This is a genomic window from Clostridium sp. AT4 (assembly GCF_001517625.2).
In the GTDB taxonomy this organism is placed as follows: domain Bacteria; phylum Bacillota; class Clostridia; order Lachnospirales; family Lachnospiraceae; genus Enterocloster.
Genome location: NZ_LN999828.1, coordinates 274,776 through 297,439, shown reverse-complemented (window position 1 = coordinate 297,439; position 22,664 = coordinate 274,776). Strand labels below are relative to the sequence as shown.

Here is a 22,664-nt window from a genome sequence, read left to right as displayed (position 1 = left end):
TTACCACTCCATATCCATGACATCAAGTAAGTCAAAGAAACGCTCCAGCGTCTTATTTTCCTTTTCTGCCGGGTTCTGTTTTACATATTTATCAATTACTTTCATCAGCTCCTGCACCTCGTATCTGTACTCAAACTGAATTTTATCCATTTCTTTTTTCATGCCTTTGACCTCTCTTTCTTCGGTGCTACCACCGTCAAATTATGAGCCTTTCGGCTCTCTAAAAAGGGGGATTGAAGGGGGGCTTGCCACCCTCACAAGTTCTAAAGTGGTAACACTTTAGGGAACTTGCAATATATCCGCTACACATATTATAGCATGATAGACACCCTATATAAAGCGGATATATTAGTGAGTATATTATGAAAAGAATATAGTGGAGCTTACTTCCTCTTGGGCGACTTTGGAAGTGTAGGTGGAAGAAAGTCAAGGGCTTGTTTTTTATCAGCAGTTTGAGCTTCGTCTTGCCGATCAGCGAGTGCAGCAGATAAAAAAGGGTCGCAGACCACCCTTTACTTTCTTCCGCCGGAACGGGCAATGAAGCACAGGGGGAAGTAACGGAACGGACGGACAGACGTTTTCCCCTCCGGCATTATAGACAACAAAAAAGAGTATCAAGGGTAAACGCTGCGGTCTATGACCGCCGTTGGCACTCATTTCCTTGTGGCTTTGATAATAAACAAGGGGAAATGGCTTCTGGTGGCATGTCTGCCACTATGGTATAATGAGCGACGGTACCACCCCTATACAGGGACAGAGAGGGGGTCTGACACCATGAGTATAGTTTGGTGTTTCGTACGCTCTGTCTAGGAAAGAGTAGTCGCCTACTACGTCGGCAAATGGCTGGACGGCGAGAAATATGCAGGAGCCAGCCTAAGGAATAAGCCACCGTGGCACATCGGAATAGAAAAGCACCGGAGTTGCGACCTCCGGGGCTTTTTGCGTGCAACAATGAGCACTTTCGTCGGGCATGCCTACTGGCGCTATAGCATATGCTTTTCTGCGTATCAAGTATGCCCTACTTCCACCACTTGTAAACGGTGGGCTTGCTCAATCCTGTCTCTCGAATGCAGTCCGCTTTCTTTCCTGCTGGGTGGCTCACCTGCATTTCTCTGACTATCTGCTCCGCTGTTCCCCTCCCGTTTGTTCTCCCCACTTTCACTTCTTCTCCTAACTGCTTTTTTAAAGCGTTCATAGTATGTATAACCTTGACGTGGTCTTTTTGCTTTGTGTAATTCCGCTTATTAGCTGGTATCGTAACCTTAGTGTTGTCCTCTATCCAATCCCGGCTTGCTTTCTTTTAGAGCCTTTTACTGTCCCGTAACAATGCCCGAAGAGCGACTTTCACATCTGCCCGGCTGAAATGGTTGTCCTCGTCCTCGGTAAGGCTCTCTAAATGGTCCAGGAACGCATAGGCGTCTCTCCGTATCTTCTGCTCAGATATGCCACACTTCAAGCCATAAGAGCACAACGCCATAATAGAAAAGTAACGCCCTCCGGCTTTCACTTCCTCGGTTATTTTCCGTTTCCGCCACTCATGAAATGCTGCGTTACATACCCACGTACCGCCCTGCTTCTTACTTTTCTGCTTCGGCTCTCCCTGCACGATCCGCTTCTCATACCATTCCGGGTACAGCTCCTTTGCTTCGTCGAGCGTAACGCTGCTTTTTCTTCTCGTCTTATCGTACAACGGAGCCAGGTCTACCTTACAGCTCGGTATGCTGGCTTTTATGTCCTCCAGCGTGTAACGGTTCTCAGACAGCTTATAGGCTTTTACTGAGAAATCTGCACCCAGCTTCGACTGACTCCCCACACTTCGGAAACCTTTATATACTCCCGTTATATCCTGGCTCTCCGGACGGATAGAGCTGATATCATTCCATAGCCGTCGGATAAAGGCTTCTTTCAGCTCCGCAAGCACTTCTTCCCGGTTTCGATACAACTGAACCGGCTCCTGCAAGAAATAGTAAAGATGTACCCCCTTGCCGGAGCTGACAAGATAAGTCGGACGAAGCTGCACACCATTCCCAAACTGCTTCAACAGGTTCTTTAACTGCTGTTTGCCTACATAATCCACGTCCACCACCACCGCAAACAGCTCATGAGCGTTCTCTTTCGTGTGTGACTTTCCGTAAAAACTAATAGGCGGTATCAGCCCAAACCTATCTCCTATGACCTTATCCAGCATTTTCAAACTATCATCAATTACCCACTGCCGGGTTCTTCCTTTGCCGGGCGGTCTAATCTGTGTCGCTATAATATTGCCTTTTCCGTCCTCCGGCTCTTGCTGGAGACTGCCAGCCGGAAACAACTCCCGATAGAAATCATGAGGACTTACTTCCGGGTATCCCCTCTCCAACATAAGGGCTTCTTTCTCCCGATAAGCAGACTTCCACTCATACCCTCTTTTATCTCTCCTTTTGGTGTATTTTGCCATAGTCTTTTGCACCTCACTCCCTCTCGCCTTGACCGCTAATCTTATCAATGAGTTTTTTTTACCTTTTTCCGTCAAGTATAAGGGAGTGCCTTTTGAGTGTCAATATCTGCACCTCGCTCCCTCTCGCCTTGACCTCTAGTCTTATCAATGAGTTTTTTTTACCTTTTTCTCTCAAGTATAAGGGAGTGCCTTTTTGATGTCAATATCTACACCTCACTCCCTCTCGCCTTGACCGCTAATCTTATCAATACATTTTTGCACCTTTTTCTTCGTACCGACAAACTGCAATTTATCTTAGAAATTACAGCGATGTTATTTTGATAAACTTTCAAGAATTGAAATATCATGCTTATCTTTATCTCTTAATTCATAACCTGAATGGAAAACTTTTTGGCCTTTTAAAGATATACAAGGAATTGTTTTGCCTTCAAAAAAAACACTACCAAAGTAATCTTTTTCAAACTCATACCATCCACCCTCTAAATCAGCTTGTTTTGAAGTTCCGTCCTCATTTAAAACGAACGGGTGAATGTCTAAGTAACCAAGTTCATCACTATATAACTCTATTCTAACCGGTTTCCAGTCTGTATCAATTTTATAGCCCAGATTCAAAAGCACATTTAACAATTTTTCCGTATGTTGAGCATCAAAATTTATATCTATATCTCTATGAATTCTTGTTTGTTTACCAGCTAAAATATCTACACCCCATCCGCCATCCAACCAGTATGTAATTCCAGTATTTTCGAATAATTCTATTACTTTCATTAAATCTTCTTTTGTTGTTATTTCTTTTCTACCCATACAAAGTCTCCTTTACAACTTCTATATAATTGTTTAGTTAAGTCAATATCAATATCTAATTGCCAAGGCTCAAAATCAAAAATCATGGTCATCACACTCCTTTTTAAAATTCTAATTTATCGATTTCTTTTTACTTACTAATCATACCATACAACAGCATAAGAAACACTAAAATATTGCAGACCATACCGCCCCAAAACAGGTACAACTTCAAGCCCTCATATCTAAAAAAACTGTTCTTACTTTCCTCAAGCTCCCGGATCTTCTGCTTCATCACGCTCGTAAGTGTATCAGACTGCTTCTCAAGAAGCTTTGTAGCCCTCTGTATAGCCTCTATATTCGCCTGTAACGCCTTTCTAACCTCTTGGACGGTGTTTTCCTTAACCTCATCTTTCAGGCTCCCAATCTCGCCCGATATAGCGTCTTGAAGCAATTCGTTGCTGTTCTTCAGCAGCTCTACGCTCTGCTTCAGCTCGCTGATGAGCTTCCTGTTCTGCTCTGCGTCTCTCTGCCTGTTCTGCTCTGCCCTCACTTGTTCTTGATTTGACTGCTTCATCAATTCCTCGCAGTTCTCGCTCGACATCGCCAACGCTTCTTTGAGCAGACTGTTTTCCAGCTCTGTCCGGCTCTGTCGGTTTAACTCTTGAAGCTGCTCTCTTGGACTGCTCTGCTTCTGCTGTTCGTGCATTTCTCTCAAACTCATGCTCCATACTCTCCTTTCCAAAATCCATATTGTAGTATTTTTCCAGCTTGTTATCCCTGATTTTACAAGCCTTTTCTCCTGCCTGTTCCCTGGCTAAGTCGGTATATGTGATGTACTTGTGGCTGTCCTGCCAGTCCACCCCGTACCCTCTTTCATTCATCAGCCGGATAAAGGTTTCCCGGCTGGTCGCTGTTTCCTTACAATCCAGCACCGCAAGGGCAATATCCTGCACATAGCTTTTGACCTTTCCCTGCTCTGCCTGTTTCAAAAGCTGGTAGGTGTCTTTGCTCCATCCCACCGTTTCTTCCCGGACTTCTCCAGCAAATGTCTTTCCTTTCTCCGGCACATGCAAGCCCTGTTCCCAGCTCTGCTCGTTGCACCGTTCCTTTAAGTCTTTAAGGTCGTGCTTACTCCATTGGAGCTTATGACCGTTCTCATAATTTACGGAATTGACAATAAAGTGCGTGTGTATATGCCCCTTGTCTATATGCGTGGCTATCAGAACTTCATGCCCTTTCCATGCCTTTGTATGCTCTGCCAGCTCGACAGCGTTCTTGTGAGCCTGCTCCGGGGTTATTTCCTCGTTCTTATGGTAGGATTGCACATAATGCTTATAGGTTCTTCCGTCCGTCTTGCCCCACAGCTCCTTTGTGGCTTGCATTTCCTCCTTGACCGTCTCCGGCTCACAATGCAGACCACTGACAAGCTTCTCCTCTGTCTTTTCTTTTTTCGTCACATAATCTATGGCGTGCCCTATGCCCGCCTTTGAAGATACCGCCTTAATGACTGCCATACTTTGTTCAGCTCCTCTCCATGCTTCCGCACTTCCGCTTCACTCGGCAACATTCCCCCTTCATTACACCTCTTTGCTATTTGGTTGAGGTTGTTCCCTATCCGTTTCAGTTCCGGGATAAGTTCTTTGATACCGTCCGTATTCACGATCTGCTTCTCCAGCACACAGGAAAGGATATACTCCTGCTGGTTCTTTCCACTCTCTGAAATCTTCTCCTGCAACTGCTGGTATTCTTCTTCACTTACTCGGAATGATAACTGCTTTGGTCTTGTCTTGTTCATGCCCTTACCACTCCATATCCATGACATCAAGTAAGTCAAAGAAACGCTCCAGCGTCTTATTTTCCTTTTCTGCCGGGTTCTGTTTTACATATTTATCAATTACTTTCATCAGCTCCTGCACCTCGTATCTGTACTCAAACTGAATTTTATCCATTTCTTTTTTCATGCCTTTGACCTCTCTTTCTTCGGTGCTACCACCGTCAAATTATGAGCCTTTCGGCTCTCTAAAAAGGGGGATTGAAGGGGGGCTTGCCACCCTCACAAGTTCTAAAGTGGTAACACTTTAGGGAACTTGCAATATATCCGCTACACATATTATAGCATGATAGACACCCTATATCAAGCGGATATATTCGTGCGTATATTCTGCCAAGAATATAGTGGAGCTTACTTCCTCTTGGGCGACTTTGGAAGTGTAGGTGGAAGAAAGTCAAGGGCTTGTTTTTTATCTGCAGTATGAGCTTCGGCTTGCCGATCAGCGAGTACAGCAGATAAAAAATGGTCGCAGACCACCCTTTACTTTCTTCCGCCGGAACGGACAATGAAGCACAGGGGGAAGTAACGGAACGGACGGACAGCCGTTTTCCCCTCCGGCATTATAGCCAACAAAAAAGAGTGTCAAGGGTGAACGCTGCGGTCTATGACCGCCCTTGGCACTCTTTTCCTTATGGCTTTGATAATAAACAAGGGGAAATGGCTTCTTGTGGCATTTCTACCACTATGGTATGATGAGCGACGCTGCCGCCCCTATACAGGTACAGAAAGGGGGTGTGCCACCATGAGTATATTTTCGTCTTTCATACTCTCTGTCTTGGCAAGTGTAGTCGCCTACTACATCTGCAAATGGCTGGACGGAGATAAATAGGCGGTAGCCAGCCTAAGGAATAAGCCACCTTGCCACAACGGAATAGAAAAGCCCCGGAGTTGCGACCTCCGGGGCTTTTTGCGTGCCACAATGAGCACTTTCGTCTTTCTTGCCTACTGGCATTATAGCATATGCCTTTCGGCATTTCAAGTATGCCCTACTTCCACCACTTGTAAACGGTGGGCTTGCTCAATCCTGTCTCTCGAATGCAGTCCGCTTTCTTTCCTGCTGGGTGGCTCTCCTGCCATTCTCTGACTGTCTGCTCCGCTGTTCCACTCCCTTTTGGTCTACCCTCTTTTACTTCTTCTCCTAACTGCTTTTTTAAAGCTTTCATAGTATTCATAACCTTTACATGGTCTTTTTGCTTTCTGTAATTCCGCTTATTTGCTGGTATCGTAACCTTTGTGTTGTCCTCTATCCATTCCCGGCTTGCTATCGTTGACAGCCTTTTTCTGTCCCCTTTCAATGCCCGAAGAGCGTCTTTCACATCTGCCCGGCTGAAATGGTTGTCCTCGTCCTCGGTAAGGCTCTCTAAATGGTCCAGGAACGCATAGGCGTCTCTCCGTATCTTCTGCTCGGATATGCCACACTTCAAGCCATAAGAGCACAACGCCATAATAGAAAAGTAACGCCCTCCGGCTTTCACTTCCTCGGTTATTTTCCGTTTCCACCACTCATATAAAGCTTCGTTACATACCCACGTACCGCCCTGCTTCTTACTTTTCTGCTTCGGCTCTCCCTGCACGATCCGCTTCTCATACCATTCCGGGTACAGCTCCTTTGCTTCTTCCAGCGTAACGGTACTTTTTCTTCTCGGCTTCTCGTACAACGGAGCAAGGTCTACCTTACAGCTCGGTATGCTGGCTTTTATGTCCTCCAGCGTGTAACGGTTCTCTGACAGCTTATAGGCTTTTACTGGGAAGTCTGCACCCAGCTTCGACTGACTCCCCACACACCGGAAACCTTGATAAATTCCGGTTATATCCGGGCTGTCCGGACGGATAGAGCTGGTATCATTCCATAGCCGCCGGATAAAGGCTTCTTTCAGCTCCGCAAGCACTTCTTCCCGGTTTCGATACAACTGAACCGGCTCCTGCAAGAAATAGTAAAGATGTACCCCCTCGCCGGCGCTGACAAGATAAGTCGGACGAAGCTGCACACCATTCCCAAACTGCTTCAACAGGTTCTTTAACTGCTGTTTGCCTACCTAATCCACGTCCACCACCACCGCAAACAGCTCATGAGCGCTCTCTTTCGTGTGTGACTTTCCGTAAACACTAATAGGCGGTATCAGCCCAAACCTATCTCCTATGACCTTATCCAGCATTTTCAGACTATCATCAATTACCCACTGCCGGGTTCTTCCTTTGCCAGACGGTCTAATCTGTGTCGCTATAATATTACCTTTTCCGTCCTCCGGCTCTTGCTGGAGACTGCCAGCCGGAAACAACTCCCGATCGAAATCATGAGGACTTACTTCCGGGTATCCCCTCTCCAACATAAGGGCTTCTTTCTCCCGATAAGCAGACTTCCACTCATACCCTCTTTTATCTCTCCTTTTGGTGTATTTTGCCATAGTCTTTTGCACCTCACTCCCTCTCGCCTTGACCGCTAATCTTATCAATGAGTTTTTTTTACCTTTTTCCGTCAAGTATAAGGGAGTGCCTTTTGAGTGTCAATATCTACACCTCACTCCCTCTCGCCTTGACCGCTAATCTTATCAATGAGTTTTTTTTACCTTTTTCTCTCAAGTATAAGGGAGTGCCTTTTTGATGTCAATATCTACACCTCACTCCCTCTCGCCTTGACCGCTAATCTTATCAATACATTTTTGCACCTTTTTCTTCGTACCGACAAACTGCAATTTATCTTAGAAATTACAGCGATGTTATTTTGATAAACTTTCAAGAATTGAAATATCATGCTTATCTTTATCTCTTAATTCATAACCTGAATGGAAAACTTTTTGGCCTTTTAAAGATATACAAGGAATTGTTTTGCCTTCAAAAAAAACACTACCAAAGTAATCTTTTTCAAACTCATACCATCCACCCTCTAAATCAGCTTGTTTTGAAGTTCCGTCCTCATTTAAAACGAACGGGTGAATGTCTAAGTAACCAAGTTCATCACTATATAACTCTATTCTAACCGGTTTCCAGTCTGTATCAATTTTATAGCCCAGATTCAAAAGCACATTTAACAATTTTTCCGTATGTTGAGCATCAAAATTTATATCTATATCTCTATGAATTCTTGTTTGTTTACCAGCTAAAATATCTACACCCCATCCGCCATCCAACCAGTATGTAATTCCAGTATTTTCGAATAATTCTATTACTTTCATTAAATCTTCTTTTGTTGTTATTTCTTTTCTACCCATACAAAGTCTCCTTTACAACTTCTATATAATTGTTTAGTTAAGTCAATATCAATATCTAATTGCCAAGGCTCAAAATCAAAAATCATGGTCATCACACTCCTTTTTAAAATTCTAATTTATCGATTTCTTTTTACTTACTACTCATACCATACAACAGCATAAGAAACACTAAAATATTGCAGACCATACCGCCCCAAAACAGGTACAACTTCAAGCCCTCATATCTAAAAAAACTGCTCTTACTTTCCTCAAGCTCCCGCATCTTCTGCTTCATCACGCTCGTAAGTGTATCAGACTGCTTCTCAAGAAGCTTTGTAGCCCTCTGTATAGCCTCTATATTCGCCTGTAACGCCTTTCTAACCTCTTGGACGGTGTTTTCCTTAACCTCATCTTTCAGGCTCCCAATCTCGCCCGATATAGCGTCTTGAAGCAATTCGTTGCTGTTCTTCAGCAGCTCTACGCTCTGCTTCAGCTCGCTGATGAGCTTCCTGTTCTGCTCTGCGTCTCTCTGCCTGTTCTGCTCTGCCCTCACTTGTTCTTGATTTGACTGCTTCATCAATTCCTCGCAGTTCTCGCTCGACATCGCCAACGCTTCTTTGAGCAGACTGTTTTCCAGCTCTGTCCGGCTCTGTCGGTTTAACTCTTGAAGCTGCTCTCTTGGACTGCTCTGCTTCTGCTGTTCGTGCATTTCTCTCAAACTCATGCTCCATACTCTCCTTTCCAAAATCCATATTGTAGTATTTTTCCAGCTTGTTATCCCTGATTTTACAAGCCTTTTCTCCTGCCTGTTCCCTGGCTAAGTCGGTATATGTGATGTACTTGTGGCTGTCCTGCCAGTCCACCCCGTACCCTCTTTCATTCATCAGCCGGATAAAGGTTTCCCGGCTGGTCGCTGTTTCCTTACAATCCAGCACCGCAAGGGCAATATCCTGCACATAGCTTTTGACCTTTCCCTGCTCTGCCTGTTTCAAAAGCTGGTAGGTGTCTTTGCTCCATGCCACCGTTTCTTCCCGGACTTCTCCAGCAAATGTCTTTCCTTTCTCCGGCACATGCAAGCCCTGTTCCCAGCTCTGCTCGTTGCACCGTTCCTTTAAGTCTTTAAGGTCGTGCTTACTCCATTGGAGCTTATGACCGTTCTCATAATTTACGGAATTGACAATAAAGTGCGTGTGTATATGCCCCTTGTCTATATGCGTGGCTATCAGAACTTCATGCCCTTTCCATGCCTTTGTATGCTCTGCCAGCTCGACAGCGTTCTTGTGAGCCTGCTCCGGGGTTATTTCCTCGTCCTCATGGTAGGATTGCACATAATGCTTATAGGTTCTTCCGTCCGTCTTGCCCCACAGCTCCTTTGTGGCTTGCATTTCCTCCTTGACCGTCTCCGGCTCACAATGCAGACCGCTGACAAGCTTCTCCTCTGTCTTTTCTTTTTTCGTCACATAATCTATTGCGTGCCCTATGCCCGCCTTTGAAGATACCGCCTTAATGACTGCCATACTTTGTTCAGCTCCTCTCCATGCTTCCGCACTTCCGCTTCACTCGGCAACATTCCCCCCTCATTACACCTCTTTGCTATTTGGTTGAGGTTGTTCCCTATCCGTTTCAGTTCCGGGATAAGTTCTTTGATACCGTCCGTATTCACGATCTGCTTCTCCAGCACACAGGAAAGGATATACTCCTGCTGGTTCTTTCCACTCTCTGAAATCTTCTCCTGCAACTGCTGGTATTCTTCTTCACTTACTCGGAATGATAACTGCTTTGGTCTTGTCTTGTTCATGCCCTTACCACTCCATATCCATGACATCAAGTAAGTCAAAGAAACGCTCCAGCGTCTTATTTTCCTTTTCTGCCGGGTTCTGTTTTACATATTTATCAATTACTTTCATCAGCTCCTGCACCTCGTATCTGTACTCAAACTGAATTTTATCCATTTCTTTTTTCATGCCTTTGACCTCTCTTTCTTCGGTGCTACCACCGTCAAATTATGAGCCTTTCGGCTCTCTAAAAAGGGGGATTGAAGGGGGGCTTGCCACCCTCACAAGTTCTAAAGTGGTAACACTTTAGGGAACTTGCAATATATCCGCTACACATATTATAGCATGATAGACACCCTATATCAAGCGGATATATTCGTGCGTATACTCTGTCAAGTATATAGTGCAGCTTACTTCTTCTTGGGCGACTTTGGAAGTGTAGGTGGAAGAAAGTCAAGGGCTTGTTTTTTATCTGCAGTATGAGCTTAGGCTTGCTGCTCAGCGAGTCCAGCAGCTAAAAAATGGTCGCAGACCACCCTTTACTTTCTTCCGCCGGAACGGACAATGAAGCACAGGGGGAAGTAACGGAACGGACGGACAGCCGTTTTCCCCTCCGGCATTATAGCCAACAAAAAAGAGTATCAAGGGTAAACGCTGCGGTCTATGACCGCCCTTGACACTCTTTTCCTTATGGCTTTGATAATAAACAAGGGGAAATGGCTTCTTGTGGCATTTCTGCCACTATGGTATAATGAGCGACGCTACCACCCCTATACAGGTACAGAAAGGGGGTGTGCCACCATGAGTATATTTTCGTCTTTCTTACTCTCTGTCTTGGCAAGTGTAGTCGCCTACTACATCTGCAAATGGCTGGACGGAGATAAATAGGCGGTAGCCAGCCTAAGGAATAAGCCACCTTGCCACAACGGAATAGAAAAGCCCCGGAGTTGCGACCTCCGGGGCTTTTTGCGTGCCACAATGAGCACTTTCGTCTTTCTTGCCTACTGGCATTATAGCATATGCCTTTCGGCATTTCAAGTATGCCCTCCTTCCCCCACTTGTAAACGGCGCGCTTGCTCAATCCTGACTCTCGAATGCAGTCCGCTTTCTTTCCTGCTGGGTGGCTCTCCTGCCATTCTCTGACTGTCTGCTCCGCTGTTCCACTCCCTTTTGGTCTACCCTCTTTTACTTCTTCTCCTAACTGCTTTTTTAAAGCTTTCATAGTATTCATAACCTTTACATGGTCTTTTTGCTTTCTGTAATTCCGCTTATTTGCAGGTATCGCAACCCTTGTGTTGTCCTCTATCCATTCCCGGCTTGCTATCGTTGACAGCCTTTTTCTGTCCCCTTTCAATGCCCGAAGAGCGTCTTTCACATCTGCCCGGCTGAAATGGTTGTCCTCGTCCTCGGTAAGGCTCTCTAAATGGTCCAGGAACGCATAGGCGTCTCTCCGTATCTTCTGCTCGGATATGCCACACTTCAAGCCATAAGAGCACAACGCCATAATAGAAAAGTAACGCCCTCCGGCTTTCACTTCCTCGGTTATTTTCCGTTTCCACCACTCATATAAAGCTTCGTTACATACCCACGTACCGCCCTGCTTCTTACTTTTCTGCTTCGGCTCTCCCTGCACGATCCGCTTCTCATACCATTCCGGGTACAGCTCCTTTGCTTCTTCCAGCGTAACGGTACTTTTTCTTCTCGGCTTCTCGTACAACGGAGCAAGGTCTACCTTACAGCTCGGTATGCTGGCTTTTATGTCCTCCAGCGTGTAACGGTTCTCTGACAGCTTATAGGCTTTTACTGGGAAATCTGCACCCAGCTTCGACTGACTCCCCACACACCGGAAACCTTGATAAATTCCGGTTATATCCGGGCTGTCCGGACGGATAGAGCTGGTATCATTCCATAGCCGCCGGATAAAGGCTTCTTTCAGCTCCGCAAGCACTTCTTCCCGGTTTCGATACAACTGAACCGGCTCCTGCAAGAAATAGTAAAGATGTACCCCCTTGCCGGAGCTGACAAGATAAGTCGGACGAAGCTGCACACCATTCCCAAACTGCTTCAACAGGTTCTTTAACTGCTGTTTGCCTACATAATCCACGTCCACCACCACCGCAAACAGCTCATGAGCGTTCTCTTTCGTGTGTGACTTTCCGTAAAAACTAATAGGCGGTATCAGCCCAAACCTATCTCCTATGACCTTATCCAGCATTTTCAGACTATCATCAATTACCCACTGCCGGGTTCTTCCTTTGCCAGACGGTCTAATCTGTGTCGCTATAATATTACCTTTTCCGTCCTCCGGCGCTTGCTGGAGACTGCGAGCCGGAAGCAACGCCCGATAGAAATCATGATGACTTACCTCCGGGTATCCCCTCGCCAACATAGTGGCTTCTTTCTCCCGATAAGCAGACTGCCACTCATACCCTCTTTTATCTCTCCTTTTGGTGTATTTTGCCATAGTCTTTTGCTCCTCTCTCCCTCTCGCCTTGACCGCTAATCTTATCAATGAGTTTTGTTTACCTTTTTCCGTCAAGTATAAGGGAGTGCCTTTTGAGTGTCAATATCTACACCTCACTCCCTCTCGCCTTGACCGCTAATCTTATCAATGAGTTTTTTTTACCTTTTTCTCTCAAGTATAAGGGAGTGCCTTTTTGATGTCAATATCTACACCTCACTCCCTCTCGCCTTGACCGCTAATCTTATCAATACATTTTTGCACCTTTTTCTTCGTACCGACAAACTGCAATTTATCTTAGAAATTACAGCGATGTTATTTTGATAAACTTTCAAGAATTGAAATATCATGCTTATCTTTATCTCTTAATTCATAACCTGAATGGAAAACTTTTTGGCCTTTTAAAGATATACAAGGAATTGTTTTGCCTTCAAAAAAAACACTACCAAAGTAATCTTTTTCAAACTCATACCATCCACCCTCTAAATCAGCTTGTTTTGAAGTTCCGTCCTCATTTAAAACGAACGGGTGAATGTCTAAGTAACCAAGTTCATCACTATATAACTCTATTCTAACCGGTTTCCAGTCTGTATCAATTTTATAGCCCAGATTCAAAAGCACATTTAACAATTTTTCCGTATGTTGAGCATCAAAATTTATATCTATATCTCTATGAATTCTTGTTTGTTTACCAGCTAAAATATCTACACCCCATCCGCCATCCAACCAGTATGTAATTCCAGTATTTTCGAATAATTCTATTACTTTCATTAAATCTTCTTTTGTTGTTATTTCTTTTCTACCCATACAAAGTCTCCTTTACAACTTCTATATAATTGTTTAGTTAAGTCAATATCAATATCTAATTGCCAAGGCTCAAAATCAAAAATCATGGTCATCACACTCCTTTTTAAAATTCAAATTTGTTGCTTACATTATACTTCATCAACAAAAAGAATGGAAGATTTTTTCCAGAGTTCCTACTTAAACCTTGTAAAGCATATTTCCACAAAATTCATTTTACCTTTTCTTATATCACATTACCTACAGAGCATTCACCTAATCCTCAAAGGTCTGCCAAATCTATTTTCTCTCTTTTCCTATATAAAACTATTCTCTTTGATTTACAATCCCAAAAAGCAACGTCTAAACTTTGCTTTTTTATCATAGATTTGATTTCTACAACTCCTCTATCTACTATCTCTGTCTATACGTTTCCTCTTGATGTTTTGTTTTGCATTTGTCTGTTCCAAATGCTTTGCAACTTCTATTGCTTCCTTGACCTTATTTTCTCCTAAAACAACTACAACCCGATCCATATCGTATGCCACATTTAACAAAGATACATTCTCTTTCTTTATAATAGACACTTCCTCTCGCAATCGATCCACACGATTTTCAAGATCACTGTTTCTATCTGATAGCTTTTGATTTTTGTTTTTCAAATCCAAATACTTGCTATATAATGACTGTATCATGTTTGCAACTTTTTTCAATAGAGGGAATATCCTCTTTCGATAAGATTTTGCTGACTCTAAAGTTCCGGCTTCTGGCAGCCATTCTTCCGGATAATATCCATACTCACGTGCATGTGAGTCAACAAGTCCAGCTTTTGAATTTAGTGCAGAAAATCGTTTCTCTAACACTTCTGTCTTTTGAATTACTATCTCTCTCTCTTTTTCTACCTGTTCTTTTTCCTTTTGAATCTCATTCACACATTCACTGATATCATGCAAATCATGTTCCAATAAATTCTTATGTTCCGTTAATTCTTCTACTTCCTGTTCTCGAACCTTTTTCTTGTAATCCAATACAGAAAGATGTGGTTCATGAGTTCCTTTCTGATCCCATTCTATCTCATTTTCTCTCATGACCATGGCTAGTTTTTCCTTTTCCGATTGCACCCATTGATTTAACTCCGTCTCACTTCTTGATCCACCTTTAAATCCTAATGACGATAAGGCTTGTTTTAAAGATACTCTTGTATCAAGTCCTCGCTTACTTCCTGTAACATAGGGAATAAAATCAATATGTAGATGTGGCGTTGCTTCGTCTAAATGCAGATGAGCAGCAAATACTCGCAACGTAGGATTTCGTTCCTGAAATCCTCTCATGTATTCATCTAATATCTTTGCAGCAAGTTGTCCTTCCATCGTTTCTGATCCCATATTGTCTTTATCACCGATCTGAAGGATAACCTCATGAAATAATTTTTCTTGTTTTCCAGAACGTATCTTTTCATAGTAATCATCGATCTTACGATCTTTCCGAGTCTGCTTATCGTTGTAACGCTTCAAGGCATCATCAAACAATTCATGATATACATCTTTGATATCTTCATTACAATATTCAACATTCCAATGGGTTCTATTCGGATCTGTATTCTTTGCATGAAATTTTCTACTATTATGGTTCAGGGAGCCTTTCCCTGTCATAAAACTAATTGTCCTCTTCAATAAATCTCCTTTCCTTCATTTTAAAACGCCAGATATGGCAATTATGTTTTGTTACTTTTGTCAAAAGTAACGCAAAAGCACTTTCGACAGCCTAACGTCCATCAAAAGTACCCTTGCGCCCTGCCGGGAGCTTTCAAATCAGCCAGTACGGTATCGGCTCTATACCCTACAGCAATTCTCCTTGTTTGGTATGATACAGGTGCGTGCCACGCTCCTGTTCTATATTCCCCAAACAAACATCACCATCGATAACTGGCTGACACTCCACGCTTATCTAAATATTCCTGTCGTGCTTTCTCCTGCTCTTCCTCAGAAGGAGCAGTCTTATACTTCGTATAGAGTTCATGTCTGACTAATGCATCCAATTTTTCTTCCAAGCCATTTCGAATCTCTTCTTCATACTGATCATTTGAACCCAGATGATAAAAGATCAATTTTCGAAACAGTTCATAATCAATCTGTACTTTTTTCATCGCTTCACTCCTTTTGTTCAAGGTGGCAAGATTCCCTATTCTTTAAGATATGGTAATCTTGCCATCTTCCTTTACTCTTCTTGCAACATCCAAAACCATTTATTTCCTATTTTCACAGAGTCAATCTGCAGCTCCTTCTTCGCATTCCAAAGTGTTTTCTTTTTAATTCCTCGTTCTTCTGCTTCTTCCGCTATTTTTGCCTGTTCCATTGAGCCATTCTCTAAGATCTCTTTTAAAAATTCTTTCGCACTTCGGATCTTTTGCCCTCGTCCATCACCAGATAATAAGTCCTCTGCACTGATGTCATATTTCCCAATCCAATGGAATCCTTTTTCTTTGTCTAATCGAAAGGCGATAGCATCTCCTTCCGGAGCAAGAGAACTCTTTACGTGACAGATCACTCGGATTTCCGGTTCATCTTTCACTCTTCCAACAATCAATACGCTTCTTGCTGCCGCTTGAAAGTCAATAGACCCCAATCCACGATAGGATGATTTTCCATTACTATTCTTATTCATATGACCGATCAGAATAATAGCACATTGATATTTCTCTGCTAATACAGAAATTCTTTTCATCAATGGGCGAATCTCATTTGCCCTATGCATATCAACACCAGCCCCTAGAAAGCCTTGAATTGGATCTAATACTACAAGTCTTGCTTTCGTCTGTATAATCGCTTCTTCCAGCCTTGCATCTACCATTGTTAATGGCTGATCCTGGTCATCAATCACCAAGACTCTGGAACAATCCGCCCCTGCCGCTAACAATCTTGGTTTGATTGTATCGCCCAATCCATCTTCAGCTGTTTGATAAATCACATTGATTGGCTTTACACCTGTTTCTTCTTCGGTTATCTCATTTAGTATTGGTTCTCCCTTTGTTAATTTTGCTATGATCTGCAACACCACAGTAGTCTTCCCCTCTCCAGGATCTCCCTGAATAATAGTGACCTTCCCATATGGTATGAAGGGATAAAAGAGCCATTCGATTTCTTCCACTTCAACCTGATCCATGTGGATCAATTTCAGGCATGGTTCTGCCTTTTTTACTTCTCTATAATTATCTTCCATTTCCACCTCCTGCCCAACCGGGCAAGTCCCTGGCAAACAGAATTTAACAATTGTTGCAACAACAATTTTGTGATATACTCAAGTTGTTAAGGTGATATATCAGTTATTCTGATGATCAGGGAACTTGCTCAGATTATTTCTGGGCTTTTTCTTTTTTCCTTTTTTCATAGTTTCTTTCTTCTGCAAATGCATTTAATATCTCCAACATTGTTCGAATAGGTGTAAACAACTCTTCATCGGCATCCTCTAATGTAGTTAACCTTTTTAGTTCCTCTTCAATCCCTCGAAGCTGTTTTCTAAACTGTACTAACATCAACGGATTTCCTACTGCTGTGACTTTTTGATGTAAAACGCTTTCAATGATATATTCTTGTCTCGTCTGGTATCCACAAAGTTTTACTCTTAAATCCAGCTCTTCATTTTCTTCCGGAGACATTCGAAACGCTATGGTCACATTACGCCACCGATTCTTGTTATCCCTATTTTTTTCACTCATCCAGATATTCCTCTCTTTCCTGATTTAGATTTTCCGCCATCTCTGTTTGAATTGTCGGGAACAAATGTGCATATCGATATGTGATCTCCACACTTTCATGCCCTACCCTTTCTCCAATTGCCACCGCAGAATATCCCATATTAATCAACAATGACACATGAGAATGTCGTAAATCATGGATTCGTATTCTCTTCACCCCTGACAACTTCACACCACGATCCATTTCATGATGAAGATAGCTTTTTGAAATTTGGAATATCCTGTCATTTTCATTTAAACCATACAGCATTCCTATATATGATTCTAATTCTTCGCTTAAAAATTCCGGCATGGTAATTATGCGATTACTCTTCACAGTCTTAGGATCCGTAATAATATCCTTCCCTTCTAATCTTTGATAAGATTTATTGATCCGGATAGTACAAGCCTGAAAATCGAAATCTGCCGGTGTCAGTGCTAACAACTCTCCCATACGCACTCCACACCAATATAGAATTTCAAATGCATAAAAGGAGATTGGCTTATCCGCCACCGCTTCAATGAACTTCATATACTCTTCTTTTGTCCAGAAAAGCATTTCTTTTGTTCTTTCTTTTCCCATAGATCCCGCCTTGCGTGCAGCATTGCTTTTCAAATCATAGAAATTAACTGCATGATTCAAAATTGCACTCAGCTGATTATGGATGGTCTTTAGATAGACCTGCGAATAGCCTTCTCCTTGTTTATTCCGATAGTTCATCATGGTGTTCTGCCACTGTCGAATATCGGAAGGTTTTATTTCCTGCAACTTCTTTTTCGAAAAATATGGGAGAATCTTTTTTTCTACAATATGCTTTTTCGTCAGCCAGGTATTATATTTGATTCTGGATTTGATATCATTCAGATAAAGATCTACAAAATCTTCAAAATACATATCCAGACTCAAATTCTCCTTTAATTTAAACGCTCTTTCCCATTCCTGGGCATCACATTTGCGTTTAAATCCCCTTTTCGTCTTCTGCTTTCTTACGCCGGTCCAGTCCTTATAATAGGTTCTTACCTCGTAAGTATTTGACTTTTTGTTTTTGATTACTGTCAAAACATCACCTCCTGCTATTTCATTTCGTTCATACCGTAAACTCGTTCTTCAAAATATTTACGGCTGATTTTTCCTTTGACAACAACGAAACCTTTTTGCTCCAATTCCGCATTTAACTGACGGATCAAACGATACGCATAGGAATCAGATACTTCTAATTCTTTCGCTACTTCTTTTGCTGATATAAATAATTTACTAGCCATCTATATCCCTCCTTTCTTTTTCAGTTCATTATCGAACGGTGTATATGCATCATAACATTTCATTTCCGTACTGTCAATAGAATAATTTCAAAATTGAACGGTTTATTTTTATATTTCATTTTTGAACTGTTTATGCTATACTTTTAAGTAACAATCAGCAAAGGAGTGTTTTCTTATGACAGTAGGTGAGAAAATAAGAAAATTCCGGATCGATCAAGGATATACACAGAAAGAATTGGCAATCATGTCCGGATTGAGCGAATCGGCAATTAGAAATTATGAACTTGGGAATCGTTTTCCATCATCAGAACAATTAGAAAAAATAGCAAACTCATTAAAAATCAGTCCATACGCCATGTCTGATCCAAACTTTGATACTTATGTTAGTGTCATGCACGCATTATTTGCTTTAGAGGATCAATATGGTCTGCACGCCTACCGAGATGAGTCCGGCGTACCACAACTCATGTTTAAAGACAAAGGACATGATTCTTTAAATATGCTGGATCATATTGGAACATGGGCTGATATGTACCAGAAATTCAGAAATGAAGAGATTACAGAAAAAGAGTATTTAGACTGGAAGAGTCAATTCCCAGCTAAATAAGAAGAAATTATTTACAATAATATTAAAAAAGTATTGTCATTTGATTGTCACCAGACATAGAAAGAGCCAAGAAAGCCCGTAAAATAGGCATTTCTTGGCTCTAATATATTATTCAAACTCAATCGTCGCCGGCGGCTTCCCCGTACAGTCATACAGCACGCGGTTCACGCCTTTGACCTCATTTACAATCCTGCTGGTGACTTTTGCCAGGACTTCCCAGGGGATCTGTGCGGACTCTGCAGTCATGAAATCGCTTGTGAGCACGGCACGGAGGGCGATAGCGTAGTCATAGGTTCTTTCATCTCCCATGCATCCAACGGAGCGCATATTGGTAAGGGCGGCGAAGTACTGGCCCAGATTCTTGTCTGCTCCTGCCTTTGCAATCTCCTCACGGTAGATAGCGTCAGCGTCCTGTACGATCCGCACCTTGTCTGCCGTTACCTCTCCGATGATGCGCACGCCCAGACCGGGGCCGGGGAATGGCTGACGGAATACCAGATTTTCAGGAATGCCAAGCTCCAGTCCTGCCTTGCGGACCTCATCCTTAAAGAGCAGTCTTAAAGGTTCTACCAGCTCCTTGAAATCAACATGCTCCGGAAGCCCGCCTACGTTATGATGGGATTTGATCACTGCGGACTTTCCAAGTCCGGACTCAATCACGTCGGGATAAATGGTTCCCTGAACCAGATAGTCCACTGCTCCGATTTTTTTGGCTTCCTCCTCAAATACGCGGATAAATTCCTCTCCAATGATCTTGCGCTTTGCCTCAGGCTCCTCCACGCCCTTTAATCTCTCGTAGAAACGCTCCTGTGCATTCACGCGGATGAAGTTTAAGTCATAAGGACCTTCGGGACCGAATACCGCTTCTACCTCGTCGCCTTCGTTTTTACGGAGCAGACCGTGATCTACGAAAACACAGGTCAGCTGTTTTCCGATGGCCTTGGAAAGCATAACAGCCGCAACGGAGGAATCAACGCCGCCGGAAAGAGCGCAGAGCACCTTACCGGAACCGATTTTTTCCCGAAGAGCCTTGATTGTCGTATCTACGAAGGAATCCATTTTCCAGTCGCCGGAGCAGCCGCAGACATTATATACAAAGTTGGAAAGCATCTTTGTGCCTTCTTTCGTGTGAACGACCTCAGGATGGAACTGAACTGCATAGAAATTCTTCTCGGCACACTCCATACCTGCTACCGGACAGGACTCTGTATGAGCAGTGATGCGGAAACCGGCAGGAACCTCAGCAATATATACGCCGTGGCTCATCCAGCAGACGGTTTTGGGAGATACACCGTCAAAAAGCTGAGAGGCTGTATCCACGTCTACTTCTGTATGCCCATATTCGCTTACAACGGCTTTTTTAACAACGCCGTCCAACAGGTAGCTCATCAGCTGAGCGCCATAGCAGATTCCCAGAACCGGAATACCCAGTTCAAAAATCTCCTTAGAGCAGCGGGGTGCTCCATCCTCAAATACCACATCGGGACCGCCGGTAAAAATGATTCCCTTGGGATTCATCTCCCGGATCTGATCCAGACTCATGTTATAGGGATGTACCTCGCAGTAAACATTACATTCACGGACACGGCGGGCAATCAGCTGGTTATACTGGCCGCCAAAGTCTAAAACAATAATCATCTCTCTTGCCATGAGATTATCTCCTCTATCTGTTATTTCCTTATAAATCGAAAGAGATTGTACATTGAAAGTACAATCTCCTTTTATCTTTGGTACACACACATTATAAAGGATGGAGGATTAAATAGCAAGATATTTTCTCAAGTTTTTTCCTCTGATCTGGCAGTTTTTTCCCGACTGTGGTAAAATTTTCTTATAAAATATAAGGAGGCTGTGCCTATGAAATGTAAAATATGCGGCAGTGAAAGCGGAAGCTATCCCTTATGCAGAACCTGCTATGCCAAACGGGAAGCTGGTGAGATCATAAAATGCGTCAAATGCGGAAGCTGGCACTATGCCGGTTCCCCCTGCCACTGTGAAGAAGGCTTCCAGGTATCCCGGACCTCCTCTGAAGCGGAGCTTCCATTTTTATATGAAGCAAAACCATCTCTTGTGACGAAAACTGAGACGGCATACTTAAACTGTATTAAATCCTTTCTTCCCCATACCTGCCTGATCCAGGCTCAGGCCAATCTGGCCTCATTTATCAGAAGAACGGATGGGGCCAAATATCAGAATGAGCTCTTTCGAAATGTAGATTTCATCATTACAGATCTGTCATACCGCCCTCTTCTTGTAATAGAGATCAATGACCAGACCCACCGGCTGCCTGAGCGGAGGGAACGGGACAAAAAGGTGGCCTGCATCTGTGAGGAAGCCGGAATCCCCTTGATCAACCTGTGGACCTCCTACGGCGTAAATGAAGAGTATATAAAAAAGAAAATCACACAAACCCTTGCTTCTCTTCCCGTTGAGCGTATCCACCACTTTGCCCCTGTACACGAAGAGACTGCACAGCCGGTTTTAGAATCGCCTCTGCCGGGAGCATCTGCTGCTTCATCCAGCCACGCTGCACCAAAGCAGCCTCAGACCTCCGCCAACAAACAGACGCAGCCCGCCTCCCAAAAGGAAGGCTGCTACATCGCAACCTGCGTCTATGGCTCCTATGACTGCCCTCAGGTCCGGCTCCTTCGCCGTTTCAGAGACGAACATATGAAGAAAACTCCTGCCGGACGTATCTTTATACGATTATACTATGCCGTCAGCCCAGTCCTGGTCCGCTGCTTTGGAAAAAATCCGGCCTTTCATGTCTTCTGGAGACACATTCTTGACTCCCTGATCCGCCGGCTGGAATCCGGCAGATAAAACCAAAACAAGACAATCCGGCCCCTATTTTCTCTCACGTTCCTCCTGCTCCGTCCAGATATTTCCGCCGCCTGTAAGAGCCCGTCTCTCCTTCCGGTTCTTCCCCGGCTCTTCCCGGACGCTCTTCATCCGGCGGAAATAGGAGCTCATTTCATCTGCCATTCCGGACAGGCGGTTTAACAGCGTGGAAAAATCCTTTAACATTTCATCATCTTTAAAATAGGGATATACGATATCGTGATCGATCTCACTCCACCCCTCTTCAAACAGGGTTCTTCCCTGGATCTCCACATAGTAGCCCCTGTATTTGATAATATAATGAAGCGACCGGTAAATTCCATCCGATTTAATGTCGATCAGCTCTTCATCGTAAATCCGGGTATCTCCGTTTCTCCGGTAAACCTTTGGCCGTTCGGCAATGTAAAAATGCTCCGGATCCTCGTCAAAATCCCTGATACGATCCTCTACATAGTTCTCAGGATCATTTTCAAACACCGTTGTAATATAATTGTGAAAATAAATCCAGTCCTCCCGGTACAGAAAAAATACGCGGATTCCGATCAGATCGGTAATATACTTGTGATAATTAGTCCGGTCAATATGATCAAATCTCCCCGGGTGCTCGCTGCGCTTGCGGATAATCTTTTCCAGCAGATGGCCCGGGCTTTTCGTGCGGTAACGATAGGAATGGATTCCCGCCCGTTCGATATCATAGAGGTAATCATTTACAAACTCCTTTCCGATTCCCCTTAATTTCCCCTCAATGGACAAATAGTCATCATAAATAGCAGCCAGCTCCTCCCATGGGACATTGGCTGCCTTAAAATCCGCCTCATCAATATTATAAGCTCTTAAAAATGCGTTCCGTTCGAACACGTTTTCACTTCCTTCCAGGCTAAATCAAATTTACGTTTCATTTGAAATGCTCATGCTCTGTACTGCAAAATCCGTTTCTATGATACTGCAAACAAAGCGTA

At 43.4% G+C, this 22,664-nt stretch carries 25 protein-coding genes; 2 read left to right on the top strand and 23 right to left on the bottom strand.

Annotation, left to right across the window (positions count from 1 at the left end; translation table 11 throughout):
• The 21 genes from BN3656_RS16650 to BN3656_RS07535 all read right to left on the bottom strand — a co-directional run bounded on the left by BN3656_RS16650 (position 1) and on the right by BN3656_RS07535 (position 18,257).
• Positions 1–162 carry a hypothetical protein gene (locus BN3656_RS16650; protein WP_004614779.1) on the bottom strand — a complete coding sequence of 54 codons (162 nt, stop codon included), beginning with the start codon at positions 160–162 and terminating at the stop codon, positions 1–3.
• Positions 163–1,018: 856 nt separating this feature from the next.
• The gene (locus tag BN3656_RS16810; protein WP_167544865.1) at positions 1,019–1,195 is read right to left on the bottom strand and encodes a hypothetical protein; all 177 of its coding nucleotides are present in this window, start codon (positions 1,193–1,195) and stop codon (positions 1,019–1,021) included.
• 105 nt (positions 1,196–1,300) lie between these two features.
• Complete coding sequence (locus BN3656_RS07640) at positions 1,301–2,437, bottom strand: repa (RefSeq protein WP_242962971.1); 1,137 nt, start codon at positions 2,435–2,437, stop codon at positions 1,301–1,303.
• 312 nt (positions 2,438–2,749) lie between these two features.
• The gene (locus BN3656_RS07635) at positions 2,750–3,241 is read right to left on the bottom strand and encodes a hypothetical protein (protein WP_009263190.1); all 492 of its coding nucleotides are present in this window, start codon (positions 3,239–3,241) and stop codon (positions 2,750–2,752) included.
• A gap of 386 nt (positions 3,242–3,627) precedes the next feature.
• Positions 3,628–4,737 (bottom strand): relaxase/mobilization nuclease domain-containing protein, encoded by a 1,110-nt coding sequence (locus tag BN3656_RS07625; RefSeq protein WP_066546052.1) that lies wholly within the window; start codon positions 4,735–4,737, stop codon positions 3,628–3,630.
• A complete protein-coding gene (locus BN3656_RS07620; RefSeq protein ID WP_009256578.1) occupies positions 4,698–5,018 on the bottom strand; it encodes a MobC family plasmid mobilization relaxosome protein in 321 nt (106 codons plus the stop codon). The genes BN3656_RS07625 and BN3656_RS07620 overlap by 40 nt, the downstream gene beginning before the upstream one ends.
• Positions 5,019–5,022: 4 nt before the next feature.
• Complete coding sequence (locus BN3656_RS16640) at positions 5,023–5,184, bottom strand: hypothetical protein (RefSeq protein WP_004614779.1); 162 nt, start codon at positions 5,182–5,184, stop codon at positions 5,023–5,025.
• 856 nt (positions 5,185–6,040) lie between these two features.
• Positions 6,041–7,063, bottom strand: a complete 1,023-nt coding sequence (locus BN3656_RS07605; RefSeq protein ID WP_242962970.1) for a repa — start codon at positions 7,061–7,063, stop codon at positions 6,041–6,043.
• 27 nt (positions 7,064–7,090) lie between these two features.
• Positions 7,091–7,459: a hypothetical protein gene (locus BN3656_RS16805; RefSeq protein WP_242962969.1), complete on the bottom strand. Its 369-nt coding sequence runs from the start codon at positions 7,457–7,459 to the stop codon at positions 7,091–7,093.
• Positions 7,460–7,771: 312 nt separating this feature from the next.
• On the bottom strand, positions 7,772–8,263 hold the full coding sequence (locus BN3656_RS07600; protein WP_009263190.1) for a hypothetical protein: 492 nt from the start codon (positions 8,261–8,263) through the stop codon (positions 7,772–7,774).
• 386 nt (positions 8,264–8,649) lie between these two features.
• The gene (locus BN3656_RS07590; RefSeq protein WP_055166537.1) at positions 8,650–9,759 is read right to left on the bottom strand and encodes a relaxase/mobilization nuclease domain-containing protein; all 1,110 of its coding nucleotides are present in this window, start codon (positions 9,757–9,759) and stop codon (positions 8,650–8,652) included.
• On the bottom strand, positions 9,720–10,040 hold the full coding sequence (locus BN3656_RS07585) for a MobC family plasmid mobilization relaxosome protein (RefSeq protein ID WP_009256578.1): 321 nt from the start codon (positions 10,038–10,040) through the stop codon (positions 9,720–9,722). Before BN3656_RS07585 ends, BN3656_RS07590 begins: the two co-directional genes overlap by 40 nt.
• A gap of 4 nt (positions 10,041–10,044) precedes the next feature.
• Positions 10,045–10,206 (bottom strand): hypothetical protein, encoded by a 162-nt coding sequence (locus tag BN3656_RS16635; protein WP_004614779.1) that lies wholly within the window; start codon positions 10,204–10,206, stop codon positions 10,045–10,047.
• A 499-nt stretch (positions 10,207–10,705) separates the two neighbouring features.
• The gene (locus tag BN3656_RS07570; RefSeq protein ID WP_242962968.1) at positions 10,706–12,481 is read right to left on the bottom strand and encodes a repa; all 1,776 of its coding nucleotides are present in this window, start codon (positions 12,479–12,481) and stop codon (positions 10,706–10,708) included.
• A gap of 312 nt (positions 12,482–12,793) precedes the next feature.
• Positions 12,794–13,285, bottom strand: coding sequence for a hypothetical protein (locus BN3656_RS07565; RefSeq protein ID WP_009263190.1), 492 nt, complete (start codon positions 13,283–13,285; stop codon positions 12,794–12,796).
• 383 nt (positions 13,286–13,668) lie between these two features.
• Positions 13,669–14,913 (bottom strand): plasmid recombination protein, encoded by a 1,245-nt coding sequence (locus BN3656_RS07560; RefSeq protein WP_066546045.1) that lies wholly within the window; start codon positions 14,911–14,913, stop codon positions 13,669–13,671.
• A gap of 260 nt (positions 14,914–15,173) precedes the next feature.
• Positions 15,174–15,407 carry a complexin-2 gene (locus BN3656_RS07555; RefSeq protein ID WP_066546043.1) on the bottom strand — a complete coding sequence of 78 codons (234 nt, stop codon included), beginning with the start codon at positions 15,405–15,407 and terminating at the stop codon, positions 15,174–15,176.
• Positions 15,408–15,478: 71 nt separating this feature from the next.
• Positions 15,479–16,480, bottom strand: coding sequence for an AAA family ATPase (locus BN3656_RS07550; RefSeq protein ID WP_066546041.1), 1,002 nt, complete (start codon positions 16,478–16,480; stop codon positions 15,479–15,481).
• 133 nt (positions 16,481–16,613) lie between these two features.
• Positions 16,614–16,976 (bottom strand): hypothetical protein, encoded by a 363-nt coding sequence (locus tag BN3656_RS07545; RefSeq protein WP_016439643.1) that lies wholly within the window; start codon positions 16,974–16,976, stop codon positions 16,614–16,616.
• A complete protein-coding gene (locus BN3656_RS07540; RefSeq protein WP_066546039.1) occupies positions 16,969–18,054 on the bottom strand; it encodes a site-specific integrase in 1,086 nt (361 codons plus the stop codon). The genes BN3656_RS07545 and BN3656_RS07540 overlap by 8 nt, the downstream gene beginning before the upstream one ends.
• A gap of 14 nt (positions 18,055–18,068) precedes the next feature.
• Positions 18,069–18,257, bottom strand: a complete 189-nt coding sequence (locus BN3656_RS07535) for a hypothetical protein (RefSeq protein WP_003019365.1) — start codon at positions 18,255–18,257, stop codon at positions 18,069–18,071.
• Positions 18,258–18,432: 175 nt separating this feature from the next.
• Between BN3656_RS07535 and BN3656_RS07530 the strand changes: the two genes are divergently transcribed.
• On the top strand, positions 18,433–18,864 hold the full coding sequence (locus BN3656_RS07530; RefSeq protein ID WP_016439640.1) for a helix-turn-helix transcriptional regulator: 432 nt from the start codon (positions 18,433–18,435) through the stop codon (positions 18,862–18,864).
• 108 nt (positions 18,865–18,972) lie between these two features.
• On the opposite strand, the gene guaA is transcribed toward BN3656_RS07530, so the two are convergent.
• Positions 18,973–20,514, bottom strand: coding sequence for a glutamine-hydrolyzing GMP synthase (guaA, locus tag BN3656_RS07525; RefSeq protein WP_066546037.1), 1,542 nt, complete (start codon positions 20,512–20,514; stop codon positions 18,973–18,975).
• 207 nt (positions 20,515–20,721) lie between these two features.
• Here guaA and BN3656_RS07520 point away from each other — a divergent pair, with 207 nt between their 5' ends.
• The gene (locus tag BN3656_RS07520; RefSeq protein ID WP_066546034.1) at positions 20,722–21,687 is read left to right on the top strand and encodes a CFI-box-CTERM domain-containing protein; all 966 of its coding nucleotides are present in this window, start codon (positions 20,722–20,724) and stop codon (positions 21,685–21,687) included.
• A gap of 24 nt (positions 21,688–21,711) precedes the next feature.
• On the opposite strand, the gene BN3656_RS07515 is transcribed toward BN3656_RS07520, so the two are convergent.
• Positions 21,712–22,563, bottom strand: coding sequence for a GTP pyrophosphokinase (locus tag BN3656_RS07515; protein ID WP_066546026.1), 852 nt, complete (start codon positions 22,561–22,563; stop codon positions 21,712–21,714).
• Between the last annotated feature and the right edge of the window lie 101 nt (positions 22,564–22,664).

Excerpts from the sequence above, each read along its gene's own strand:
- BN3656_RS16650 (WP_004614779.1), bottom strand. The coding sequence starts at position 162 with ATGAAAAAAGAAATGGATAAAATTCAGTTTGAGTACAGATACGAGGTG.
- BN3656_RS16810 (WP_167544865.1), bottom strand. The coding sequence starts at position 1,195 with ATGAACGCTTTAAAAAAGCAGTTAGGAGAAGAAGTGAAAGTGGGGAGA.
- BN3656_RS07640 (WP_242962971.1), bottom strand. The coding sequence starts at position 2,437 with ATGGCAAAATACACCAAAAGGAGAGATAAAAGAGGGTATGAGTGGAAG.
- BN3656_RS07635 (WP_009263190.1), bottom strand. The coding sequence starts at position 3,241 with ATGGGTAGAAAAGAAATAACAACAAAAGAAGATTTAATGAAAGTAATA.
- BN3656_RS07625 (WP_066546052.1), bottom strand. The coding sequence starts at position 4,737 with ATGGCAGTCATTAAGGCGGTATCTTCAAAGGCGGGCATAGGGCACGCC.
- BN3656_RS07620 (WP_009256578.1), bottom strand. The coding sequence starts at position 5,018 with ATGAACAAGACAAGACCAAAGCAGTTATCATTCCGAGTAAGTGAAGAA.
- BN3656_RS16640 (WP_004614779.1), bottom strand. The coding sequence starts at position 5,184 with ATGAAAAAAGAAATGGATAAAATTCAGTTTGAGTACAGATACGAGGTG.
- BN3656_RS16805 (WP_242962969.1), bottom strand. The coding sequence starts at position 7,459 with ATGGCAAAATACACCAAAAGGAGAGATAAAAGAGGGTATGAGTGGAAG.
- BN3656_RS07600 (WP_009263190.1), bottom strand. The coding sequence starts at position 8,263 with ATGGGTAGAAAAGAAATAACAACAAAAGAAGATTTAATGAAAGTAATA.
- BN3656_RS07590 (WP_055166537.1), bottom strand. The coding sequence starts at position 9,759 with ATGGCAGTCATTAAGGCGGTATCTTCAAAGGCGGGCATAGGGCACGCA.
- BN3656_RS07585 (WP_009256578.1), bottom strand. The coding sequence starts at position 10,040 with ATGAACAAGACAAGACCAAAGCAGTTATCATTCCGAGTAAGTGAAGAA.
- BN3656_RS16635 (WP_004614779.1), bottom strand. The coding sequence starts at position 10,206 with ATGAAAAAAGAAATGGATAAAATTCAGTTTGAGTACAGATACGAGGTG.
- BN3656_RS07570 (WP_242962968.1), bottom strand. The coding sequence starts at position 12,481 with ATGGCAAAATACACCAAAAGGAGAGATAAAAGAGGGTATGAGTGGCAG.
- BN3656_RS07565 (WP_009263190.1), bottom strand. The coding sequence starts at position 13,285 with ATGGGTAGAAAAGAAATAACAACAAAAGAAGATTTAATGAAAGTAATA.
- BN3656_RS07560 (WP_066546045.1), bottom strand. The coding sequence starts at position 14,913 with ATGACAGGGAAAGGCTCCCTGAACCATAATAGTAGAAAATTTCATGCA.
- BN3656_RS07555 (WP_066546043.1), bottom strand. The coding sequence starts at position 15,407 with ATGAAAAAAGTACAGATTGATTATGAACTGTTTCGAAAATTGATCTTT.
- BN3656_RS07550 (WP_066546041.1), bottom strand. The coding sequence starts at position 16,480 with ATGGAAGATAATTATAGAGAAGTAAAAAAGGCAGAACCATGCCTGAAA.
- BN3656_RS07545 (WP_016439643.1), bottom strand. The coding sequence starts at position 16,976 with ATGAGTGAAAAAAATAGGGATAACAAGAATCGGTGGCGTAATGTGACC.
- BN3656_RS07535 (WP_003019365.1), bottom strand. The coding sequence starts at position 18,257 with ATGGCTAGTAAATTATTTATATCAGCAAAAGAAGTAGCGAAAGAATTA.
- BN3656_RS07530 (WP_016439640.1), top strand. The coding sequence starts at position 18,433 with ATGACAGTAGGTGAGAAAATAAGAAAATTCCGGATCGATCAAGGATAT.
- guaA (WP_066546037.1), bottom strand. The coding sequence starts at position 20,514 with ATGGCAAGAGAGATGATTATTGTTTTAGACTTTGGCGGCCAGTATAAC.
- BN3656_RS07520 (WP_066546034.1), top strand. The coding sequence starts at position 20,722 with ATGAAATGTAAAATATGCGGCAGTGAAAGCGGAAGCTATCCCTTATGC.